Below are 9764 nucleotides of genomic sequence, written 5' to 3'. Positions count from 1 at the left end.
CCCGCGCTACTGGACCGCCACCCGGTTGCGCCGGGTGCGCGGCGGTGCGCTGATGCACCGCGCGGCCGCCGTCACCACCCTCACCGACGAGGCCCGCGTCGTCCTGGAGGAGCAGTTCCGGCTGCCCGACGGCAAGGTGCACGTGATTCCCAACTCCCGTGCCGCCGAGAGCTATCCGCCCGCCGACGGCCGGGACGACCGGCGCGCCGCGCGGCACGCGCTGGGCCTGCCGGCCGACGTGCTGCTGGTCGCCTGGATCGGGGCGATAGCCCCGGAGAAGCGGCTCGACCTGGCCCTCGACGTGCTCGACCGGCTGCCCGACGTCCGGCTCGCCGTCGCCGGGGACGGGCCGCTGCGCGAGACGCTGGCCCGCCACCCGGCCGCCGCCCGCGCCCACTTCCTCGGCCCGCTGCCCGACCCGGCCCCGCTCTACCGCGCCGCCGACGCGCTGCTGCTGACCAGCGACAGCGAGGGCGTGCCCGGCGCGCTGATCGAGGCGGCGCTGGCCGGGGTGCCCGCCGTGGCCACCGACGTCGGCTGGGTGCGCGAGGTGGTCCGGGACGGTGCCACCGGCGCGCTGGTCGCCCCCGGGGACCCGCTCGCCCTCGCCGAGGCGCTGGGCAAGGTGCTCGCGGTCAACCGGGCGGGCCTCGGTGCGGCGGCCCGGGCGCACGCGCTGGAGCACTTCGAGCTGGGCGCCGTCGTGGACGCCTGGCAGCAACTGGTCGCCGAGGTGTGGACGGCGGGCCCGGAGGCCGCCCGCTGACCGGGACGGACGGCCGGCCAGGGCTGTCGTGCCGACCGGGGTGGCCGCACCGGCCCCGGCGGGTGGCCGGCGCGTCCGCGAGCCCGGCGCGACTGGGCCGTCCGGGCGAATCCGGCGCGGTCCGTGCGCAGCAACTGGCCGGTAGCGAAACGTCACCAGCACACTGCCCGGTGTGAAATCGAAGTCGCTGCTGCGGTCCACCGTTCTGCTCGCCGTCGCCGTCGGGATCGCCGCGTCCCCCGTCCAGGCCGGCGCGATCACCCACCAAATCCCCTTCGGGGGCGCCCAGTTCGTCAAGCTCGACCATCCGCAACCGGTCCGTGAGAGCGCCCGGACCGAGGCGGTCGAGTTCTTCTGGTACGACTGCAGCCACTCCCAGGCGCTCGAACAGCCCCTGCAGGCCTGGGCGGAGAAGCACCGCGCCGATGCCGCGCTGCGCCGCATCCCGGCCGTCTGGCCCGGCAGTCCGGACGAGACCGCGCAGCGGAGTCACGCCCGGATCTTCTACACGCTGGAGCGCCTCGGCCAGGTCGACCGCCTCCAGGTCAGCGTCTTCCGCGCCGTGCACACCGAGCGGATCGACCTCACCACCGAGGCCACCGCCACCGACTGGGCCGCGGGACAGGGTGTCGACGCCAAGGCGTTCGGCGAGACGTACCGCTCGGCCGAGGTGACGCGGTCGGTCGAGGAGGCCGCCGCCGACTTCACCCGCTACGGCGTCAACGAGCTGCCGACGGTCGTCGTCCAGGGTGAGTACCGGACCTCGCCGACCCAGGCCGGCGGGGTCGAGGCGATGCCCGAGGTGCTCGACCACCTGGTGCGGCAGGAGCAGGCGCAGCGCCACTGAGCCGGCGCTTCGGCCTGGACCGCTTCGCGCTGCACGCCGTCGACTTCGGTGCCCCCGTCGGCCTGCGCCCGGCCACCCGGCGCGCGCTTCAGTCGCGGCGCAGCAGGTAGGTGACGAAGCCGAGCGTCCCCCGGTAGCCGTGCAGCCACCCGGTGCGGTGTCGGTCCGCCGCCTCCCGGGCGGCGGCCGCGTCCGGGTGGTCCGGGTGGTCCAGCGCCCACTCGGCCAGCGAGCCCGTCCAGGCGAACTCGTACTCGTCCCACTCCTGTTCGGTGCTGACGTGCCCGAACACCGGCGTCCAGCCCTCCCCGAGGACCCGGTCGGTGGTCGTCGCGAGATCCGCGAAGTCCTCCCGTGCCGCGCCCAGTCCGTCCAGTGCCGCCCGGGACGGCTCGCGCTGCCAGAACCCCTCGCCGACCAGCAACCGGCCGCCCGGGGCCAGGAGTTCGCGGGCCGCGGCGAGCGTCGGCAGCAGGCCGTCGAAGGCATGGGTGGCGCCGACGCACAGCACCAGGTCGAAGGGCTCCTTCGCGGTGAACTCCCGTGCGTCCAGGTGGTGCAGGCCGATCCGGCGGACCACGCCCAGCGCGGCCGCGGACTCCCTGGCCCGGGTCAGCGCCGCCGCGTCCAGGTCCACGCCCACGGCCCGCCAGCCCGGGCCGGCGGCCAGCGCCCGGAGCAGCCAGGCGCCCTCGCCGCAGCCCAGGTCCAGGGCCCGGCCCTGCTCCGTCCCGGCCATGGCGCGGTCCAGCAACCGGGCCACCGACCCGTCCGCCAGCGGGGCCGCGATCGGGTGGTGGGCATGGGCGAGGCGGGAGATCTGCTGACGGTCCATCCGAGCAGTATGGATCGGGGCGGTGCGGCGCGCAGGGGGTTTCTCAGGCCCGGGAGTACGTCCGCCCCTTCCAGGCCGAGCCCCGGCCGCGCCAGTGCTGCACCGCCGAGTCCACCGTCATCAGCAGGTACAGCCCCGCGGTGAACGGCAGCAGCAGCACGGCCGCGGCCGGCTGCCCGTAGTACCGGACCATCGGCAGGTACGTGCCCGCCATCAGCGCCCACGCCGCCCCACCCGCCGCGGCCACCGCCGGCGTACCCGCCACCAGCCCGGCCACCGTCGCCACCGGCGGCACCAGGTACACCAGCGCCAGCCCCAGCACCGTGCCGAGCAGCAGCAGCGGCGAATGCCCGAGCTGGGCGTACGCGCTGCGCGACACCATCCGCCACAGCTGCTCCAGCCGCGGGTACGGACGCACGCTGTCCACGTCGTCGGCCAGACCCAGCCAGGTCCGGCCGCCGGTCGACTTCACCGCCCGGGCCAGCGACACGTCGTCGATCACCGCGCCGCGGATCGCCGCCACCCCGCCCGCCCGCTCCAGCGCCTCCCGCCGCACCAGCGAGCAGCCGCCGGCCGCGGCCGCCGTCCGGGCGCCCGGACGGTTGCTCCGGCGGAACGGGTACAGCTGGGCGAAGAAGTACACGAAGGCCGGCACGATCAGCCGCTCCCAGCCGGTCTCCACCCGCAGCCGGGCCATCTGGGACACCAGGTCCAGGCCGTGGCCCTCGGCGGCGGCCACCAGCTCGGCCAGCGAATCCGGGCCGTGCGCGATGTCGGCGTCCGTCAGCAGCAGGTACTCGGCGTCCGGACCGGCCAGCTCCACACCGTGCCGCAGCGCCCACAGCTTGCCGGTCCAGCCCGGCGGCAGCGGGGGAGGGGTGGTGACGGTGAGCTCCAGCCCGTCGATCGTCCGCAGCTCCGCTGCCAGCGCGCCGGTGTCGTCCGAACTGTGGTCGTCCACCAGGATCACCCGGGCCCGCCCCGGGTACTTCTGCGCCAGCAGCGTCGGCAGGCTCACCGGGATCACCGAGGCCTCGTCCCGGGCCGGCACCACGACCGCCACCTGCGGCCAGCGGACCGGCGGGCGACGCGGCGGCAGCCGTACGTCGGTGCGCCAGAACGAGCCGTGGCAGAACGCCAGCCAGAGCCAGACCAGCAGGGAGAACGCGGCGATCCACAGCAGGACGGTCACCCCGGCAGTCTGCCGCAGAACCGGGCCCGACGGGCGGATCGACTAAAGTCTTGAGCCGTGAAGATCGCACTGATGGACTCCGGAATCGGCCTGCTGGCCGCCGCCGCCGCCCTTCGGAAGCTGCGCCCGGACGTGGATCTGGTGCTCTCTTCCAACCCGGCCTCGATGCCGTGGGGGCCCCGTACGCCGGAAGAGGTCACCGAGCTGGCCCTCGGCTGCTGCCGGGCCGCCGCCGCGCTCGAACCCGACGCGCTGGTGATCGCCTGCAACACCGCCTCCGTCCACGCGCTCGCCACCCTGCGGGCCGAGCTGGAGCCCGGGCTGCCGGTGGTCGGCACCGTCCCGGCGATCAAGCCCGCCGCCGTGCGGGGCGGCCGGGTCGCCATCTGGGCCACCCCGGCCACCACCGGCAGCGCGTACCAGCGCGGGCTGATCCGCGACTTCGGCGGTTCGGCGGACATCACCGAGGTCGCCTGCCCGGGCCTCGCGGACGCGGTCGAGCACGGCGACGACGAGGCCATCACGGCCGCCATCGCCGACGCCGCCGCCCGGACGCCGGCCGGCACCGACGCCATCGTGCTCGGCTGCACCCACTACGAACTCGTCGACGACCGCATCCGCGCCGCCGTCGCTCCGACCGCCGCCCCGGGACTGACCCTGCACGGCTCGGCCGACGCCGTCGCCGCCCAGGCCATCCGCCGCGTCGCCGACCCCACCCGCACCGGCACCGGCACCCTCACCGTCCTCCACGCCGGCACTCCCGCCCACCTCCCCCCGGCCGCCGCCCTCTACCCCCAGGGCAACACCCTCGCCACCCTCATCGGCTGAGCGCGCGCGGGAAGTCGGCCCGGCCGACTCCCCACGCAGCCGCTCCCTGAAGGCCTGCCGGTCAGTCGCACGGAAAGTCGACCCGGCCGACTTCTCGCGCAACGACTGCCTTGAACCGCCCTTAGCTCCCCGGCGTGAGCAGCTGGCCACCCCGGTTTCTACGCGCATAGAGCCATGGGGCGCGGGGGCTCGGCCCTGCCGGCGTGCGCAGGGAGTCGACCAGGCCGACTTCCTGCGGCAGCCCGGCCCTTGGACGTCTGCCCGGGCGCATAGGAAGTCGGGCCGGCCGACTTCCCATGCGGGGGCCGGGCCCGCCCAGCAGCCCGTTGAGCGTGTGCTCGCTGTGGTCTCCAGGGGCGCGCCAGAAGTCGGTCGGGCCGACTTTCGGGGTGGGTTCGCGCCGGAAGTCGAGTGGGTGGAGGCGACTTTTTGCGAGGGCGGGCGAGGCATTCCGGACGCCCGTAATGCTTTGGCCGGGCACACGAGAAGTCGGGCGGGCCGACTTTTGGTGCGGGATTGGTTCGAGTGGTTGGTTGCTATTGGGGTGGGCCGGCCGGGGTTGCCGGGACGGTGCCGCACAGGAAGTCGGCCAGGCCGACTCCCTGTGCGGCGCGATTGCGCCCGTTGCTAGGCGACGGCCTGGCGGCGCCAGCGGCGGTAGGCGGGTTCGAGGCCGGAGAGGATGGTGTCGAAGCGGCGGGTGCTGGTGGTGGAGTCGACCTGGAGGCGGCTGATCTGGAGGGGATGGGAGGGGAGCCGGGGGCCCAGGCGATGGTCGGAGAGGAAGCCGAGTCGGTAGCCGAGTTCCTGCAGGACGGTTTCGGCGCGGACGTCGTGGCCGCCGTCCGGGTAGGCGAAGGCGATCGGCGGTTCGCCCAGCCAGCGGGTGAGGGCCTCGTGGGCGCCGGTGATCTCGGCGCGTACGGTGTCGTCGTCGCAGCGCCCGAGGCACGGGTGCCCCTGGGTGTGGTTGCCGATCGCGACGCCCCCGTCCCGCAGGGCGAGCAGGTCGGCCGGGGTCAGCTGCTCCTGGCGGGGCGGCCGGCGGTCGGCGCTGACCCGCAGTTCGTGCAGGCTGCGCCGCCGGTCCGGGTCCGGCATGGCCTTGAGCCGCCGGAGCAGCTGGGACGGGTGTCCGCAGTCGAGCGAGCGGGCCCGGCCCCCGTGCCGGGCGAGGAAGTCGGCCTCGTGCCACCAGAACGGCCGCTCGGTGCCGATGAGCTCCGAGATGACGAACGCGGTGGCCGGAATGCCCCGGGCGTCGAGGGCCGGCAGGGCGTGGGTGAGGACGCTCCGGTCGGCGTCGTCGAAGGTGACCAGGACGCTCCGGGGTGGCAGTGGCCGCCGTTCGGTCACAGCCTGGAGGACCGCCTCGAGCGAGACCGGTGTGGCGAGCCGCTGGAGCCGGTCGAGCTGGGCGCCGAAGGAGCGGTGGTCGGTCACCCCGTGGTACGCGAGCACCGCGAGCCGTTGGGCGGCCAGGGCTCGGAACAGCGGCTGGACGGGGGCGAACCGCAGCCATTCGCCCCGAGCGTCCTGCTGTTCCGTATCGACGGCCGCCCGGTGACGGCCCCCGCCGTCCGGGTGCGCGCCGTGGCGGTGCTCCTCGCGCCGACGGTCGCCGTGCAGGAGATCGCCGCGAAGGTGATCGCCGTGCAGGTGATCGCCGTGGAGGTGATCGCCGTGCGGACGGTCGGTGGACCGGCCGGTGGGCCGGCCGGTGCCGTGCCGGTCCGCCGACCATCCGACGGTCAGGGGCAGCGCGCGCATGCGGGGTGCCGGCCGGGCGCGGGCCATGGAGATCGATGTACTGGACCGGGACTGCGGCACGGTTCCCCCTCGTTCGCCGAGCGGCGTGGCGGTACCGCCGGAGGACGGAGCCCGGCCTCCGACTCCAGGGGCGGCGGCTCCGCTCCTGGATATTCCTGTTCTCGGTGGGGGGTTCACACCCGTCCCTCGAACGGCTCCTGGATCACTCAATGCCATTGAGACCGCTGCACCGGACGGATGGTTGTACCGGGGGGACGAGGATTTTTCGTGGACTGATTGTGGAGCCGGAATGCGCGCGCGGACGCCTCGGACACACTTCGGAGCGGGCCCGGCGAGCCGCTGACCAGCCCGGATCCCCCAGTCGCGCAGCGTGTCCGGGTCTTCACTCCCTGCGGGCTGCCACCCGCGCCGCCCCGGGGTACCTTGGGCTCATGGCAGATGCGGACCGTGACCCCTTGCACCGCCACGGGGCCTCCCGGATGGCTCGCGCGTGCAGCGGCGGAGCCCTGGTCACCCACCAGGTCCCGCTGACCGTGGTGGGCCTGGCCTGCCTGGCGCTCGGCATCGTCGTGGCCGTGTTCGTACCGGACAGTGACGGGCCGGCCTGGGCGATGGCGGTGGCCGGCTGTCTGGCCGCGGGCGTCCTGCTGCTCGGCCGGATCGCCTTCGGCGTCTTCCGCGACCGGCGCCGCGCCGCGCTCTGACGGCGCCCCGGTCGGCGTACCGGCCGTACGGTCGGCGGGTTCCGTCCGGGCGTTGCCCCCACCCGTAACGTCGATCGCTCTCGGAATTCCGAAACGGCCGATCGAGCGAAATTGGTCAGACCGACTGAATATCGTCCAGTCGGACAATCTCAGGCCCTCTTCTTTCACCATTCCCGGACGACAGCTTCATCCCGCCTCTACTGTGAAGGCGTTCTTCCGGCTCGAAGCGCCGTGGAGGTGGAGCGATGAGCGGTAGACCGGATCGCGCCGTGGCCGCCTCATGAGACGCGCCGGCGACATCGCCGTCGCCGCCCTGGCCGCGATCGTCGCACTGCCGCTGGCCCTGCTGATCGCCGTCCTGCTCCGCTGCGGCACCGGCGGCCCGGTCCTCCAGCGGCAGATCCGGACCGGCCGGCACGGCCGCGAGTTCCAGCTCCTGCGCTTCCGGACCGGAGGGGACGGCCGGCTCACCGCCCTGCTGCGACGAACCGGCCTGGACGAGCTGCCGCGGCTGTGGAACGTGGCGCGCGGCGACATGGGGGTGATCGGGCCCCGGCCGGTCGGCCCGGACCAGGCGGTGCGCTACTCCCGCCGGGAGCGCGGCCGGCTCGCGGTCCGGCCCGGCCTCACCGGCTGGGCCCAGCTGCAGGCCCTGAGCCGCGGCCGGACGCCCCGCCCGCTCAGCCGCCCCGAGTGGGCGGAGCTCGACCTCTGGTACGTCGAGCACCGTTCGTTCGGGCTCGACCTGCGCATCCTCGGGCTCACCGTGCTCGCCCTGCTGCGGCCCGACACCGGCCGGGCGCACCGGGTCGGCCCGGAGCCGCCCCGATAGGCTGCGGCCCATGGCCATTCCCCCCTTCCTCGCCGAGCTCCGCGCCATCGTGGGAACCCGCCCGCTCTGGCTGAGCGCCGTCGTCGCCGTCGTGCTGGACGACCGCGACCGCGTGCTGCTCGCCCGCCGGGCCGACGACGGCCGGTGGGCGCCGGTCGGCGGCATCCTCGACCCCGGCGAGCAGCCCGCCGACGGCGTGGTGCGCGAGTGCGAGGAGGAGACGGGCGTGGTGGTCGTGCCCGAGCTGCTCGCCTCCGTCACCGTCTCGCCGCAGGTCACGTACCCGAACGGCGATGTGACGCAGTACCTGGTGCTGACCTTCCGCTGCCGCGCGGTCGGCGGCGAGGCACGGGTGAACGACGACGAGTCGCTGGACGTCGGCTGGTTCGGGCTGGACGAGCTGCCGCCGATGATCGAGAGCGAGCACGAGCGGCTGCGCCACGCGCTGGAGTGCGAGGGCCCGGCGGTCTTCACCTGGGAGGGCAAGGAGCGCCCCTGAGCCCGGGGCGGGCCCACCGCGGCCCGCCCCGGCGCCTGGACCGTTCCTGAACCGCCCACCGCTGCTCCCTGGACCCGCCCGCGCCGGGTCAGCCCTTGTGCTGCCGGTAGGCCTCCTCCGCCGCGTCCAGCACCGCGGCCAGGTCCCCGCCCGCCGTGGCGGTGGCGGTCGCGGCCACCGCGCCCTCGACGAACGGGGCGTTGGCGAACCGGACCGGGAACGGCAGCCCGTGCTCGTCGGCGTCGGCCAGCAGCGCGCGGACGGTGGTGACCGCCCCGCCCAGGTCGGCGAGCACCACCACGCCGTGGCCCTGGTCCACCCGCCGGGTCGCGGCGGCCACCAGGACGGCGCTGATGCCCGGTCCGTCCGACGGGTCGCCGCCGGTCGCCGCGACCGGTGCGGGGGAGTCGGATCCGGTCAACGCGAGCGCGAGGGAGCGTACGGCGGTGGCCAGTTCCTGGCTGTGCGAGACCAGGACGATCCCGACCCGCCCGTGCGTGGCGGTCCGGGCGGGGGTCGGCCGGGGCAACCGGCTGGGCGCGGGAGGCGTACGGGGTGCCGGGGGATGGGCCGAGGGGGCGTCGGAGATGGGGATGACGTCGGCGCGGGTGCCGTCCCGGCGGCTCATCGGCTGCTCCCTCGAACGGGTCGGTCGGTGGATCGTTCTGGCAAGGCGCGCTCGGTCGAACCGGTCATCCCGGTCAGGCAGGGCGGTGCGGCGGAGCGACGGCGGCCGGGGCCGCGCGGGGCCGCCGGGGCCTCCCGGCCGTCCGGGCCCCCGACGGTCGGCGGACGGCCGGCGGGTCCGCCCTCCGGCGCCTCCCGGGCCGGGCCGGGGAAGCGGTCGGACGGCGCCCTGGCAGCACTCTGGCAGCTGCCCGCCGCCCCCGCCGGTCGGGACACGCCTCAACCCGTCCTCCGGCCCTGCCCGTCCCCGCCTGGAGGAGTCCTCGTCAACCCGCTGACCGGGGCCGGGCGGTGTGGCTAGGCTGGCCCCGGAACGCCGTCGGGAGGAGATCGGTCAGTGGGATCCAACAGCGGGACGGACACGGAGGTCAGCGTGGTGCAGCCGGATCTGGCGCCGAACGGGAAGCCCAGGGTGGACTTCACCGGGGCGGAGTGGCTGTGCAGCAGCCAGGGCGTCGGCGACGTGCAGATCGCCTTCGTGGACGGCTACATCGGGATGCGGGACGGCCGCCAGGAGGACGGGCCGGTCCTGGTCTTCACGCCGGGCGAGTGGCGGGCCTTCGTGCTCGGCGCCCGGGACGGCGAGTTCGACCTCACCTGAGGCGCACGGAGCCGATCGGTGCCGAGCCGGTCGGTGCCGAGCCGACCAGTGCGGAGCCGGTCAGTGCCGAACCCGGCACCACGGGAGCGGACCCCCGTTCGACGGGGGGGCGCGCCCTAGGCGAGATTTCGGGGCCCCACAACACAACAGATTGTCCCATTTGCGAGGCCCCGCAGAAGTTATTGTTTATGTTATACCAAACC

General features: G+C 74.9%; 11 protein-coding genes. 7 read left to right on the top strand and 4 right to left on the bottom strand.

Features of this window, described 5'->3' with window-relative positions; translation table 11 throughout:
* On the top strand, positions 1–766 hold a 766-nt coding region (locus ACFU6K_RS19795; protein WP_380664701.1), incomplete at its 5' end, for a glycosyltransferase.
* Between the two features lie 172 nt (positions 767–938).
* Positions 939–1613, top strand: coding sequence for a thiol:disulfide interchange protein DsbA/DsbL (locus ACFU6K_RS19790; RefSeq protein WP_380664699.1), 675 nt, complete (start codon positions 939–941; stop codon positions 1611–1613).
* An 88-nt stretch (positions 1614–1701) separates the two neighbouring features.
* Here the strand turns inward: ACFU6K_RS19790 and ACFU6K_RS19785 are convergent, their stop codons facing one another.
* Together ACFU6K_RS19785 and ACFU6K_RS19780 are read right to left on the bottom strand one after the other, a co-directional pair.
* Positions 1702–2448, bottom strand: coding sequence for an SAM-dependent methyltransferase (locus tag ACFU6K_RS19785; protein ID WP_380664697.1), 747 nt, complete (start codon positions 2446–2448; stop codon positions 1702–1704).
* Between the two features lie 43 nt (positions 2449–2491).
* The gene (locus tag ACFU6K_RS19780) at positions 2492–3640 is read right to left on the bottom strand and encodes a glycosyltransferase (RefSeq protein WP_380664695.1); all 1149 of its coding nucleotides are present in this window, start codon (positions 3638–3640) and stop codon (positions 2492–2494) included.
* 57 nt (positions 3641–3697) lie between these two features.
* Here ACFU6K_RS19780 and ACFU6K_RS19775 point away from each other — a divergent pair, with 57 nt between their 5' ends.
* Positions 3698–4468, top strand: a complete 771-nt coding sequence (locus ACFU6K_RS19775; protein WP_380664693.1) for a glutamate racemase — start codon at positions 3698–3700, stop codon at positions 4466–4468.
* Between the two features lie 627 nt (positions 4469–5095).
* Here the strand turns inward: ACFU6K_RS19775 and ACFU6K_RS19770 are convergent.
* Entirely contained in the window at positions 5096–6238 is a 1143-nt protein-coding gene (locus tag ACFU6K_RS19770; RefSeq protein ID WP_380664691.1) for a polysaccharide deacetylase family protein, read from the bottom strand.
* Positions 6239–6717: 479 nt separating this feature from the next.
* On the opposite strand from ACFU6K_RS19770, the gene ACFU6K_RS19765 reads away from it, so the two are divergent.
* The 3 genes from ACFU6K_RS19765 to ACFU6K_RS19755 all read left to right on the top strand — a co-directional run bounded on the left by ACFU6K_RS19765 (position 6718) and on the right by ACFU6K_RS19755 (position 8273).
* Positions 6718–6942 (top strand): hypothetical protein, encoded by a 225-nt coding sequence (locus tag ACFU6K_RS19765; protein WP_049656061.1) that lies wholly within the window; start codon positions 6718–6720, stop codon positions 6940–6942.
* Between the two features lie 280 nt (positions 6943–7222).
* Positions 7223–7774, top strand: a complete 552-nt coding sequence (locus tag ACFU6K_RS19760; protein WP_380664688.1) for a sugar transferase — start codon at positions 7223–7225, stop codon at positions 7772–7774.
* A 10-nt stretch (positions 7775–7784) separates the two neighbouring features.
* The gene (locus tag ACFU6K_RS19755) at positions 7785–8273 is read left to right on the top strand and encodes an NUDIX domain-containing protein (RefSeq protein ID WP_049656056.1); all 489 of its coding nucleotides are present in this window, start codon (positions 7785–7787) and stop codon (positions 8271–8273) included.
* 88 nt (positions 8274–8361) lie between these two features.
* Here the strand turns inward: ACFU6K_RS19755 and ACFU6K_RS19750 are convergent, their stop codons facing one another.
* Positions 8362–8901 (bottom strand): PTS-dependent dihydroxyacetone kinase phosphotransferase subunit DhaM, encoded by a 540-nt coding sequence (locus ACFU6K_RS19750; RefSeq protein ID WP_380664686.1) that lies wholly within the window; start codon positions 8899–8901, stop codon positions 8362–8364.
* A 432-nt stretch (positions 8902–9333) separates the two neighbouring features.
* Here ACFU6K_RS19750 and ACFU6K_RS19745 point away from each other — a divergent pair, with 432 nt between their 5' ends.
* Positions 9334–9561 carry a DUF397 domain-containing protein gene (locus ACFU6K_RS19745; protein ID WP_234348556.1) on the top strand — a complete coding sequence of 76 codons (228 nt, stop codon included), beginning with the start codon at positions 9334–9336 and terminating at the stop codon, positions 9559–9561.
* The last annotated feature ends 203 nt before the right edge of the window (positions 9562–9764 follow it).

The organism is Kitasatospora sp. NPDC057512, from assembly GCF_042802135.1.
In the GTDB taxonomy this organism is placed as follows: domain Bacteria; phylum Actinomycetota; class Actinomycetes; order Streptomycetales; family Streptomycetaceae; genus Kitasatospora.
This window is presented reverse-complemented; position numbering and strand designations above follow the sequence as displayed.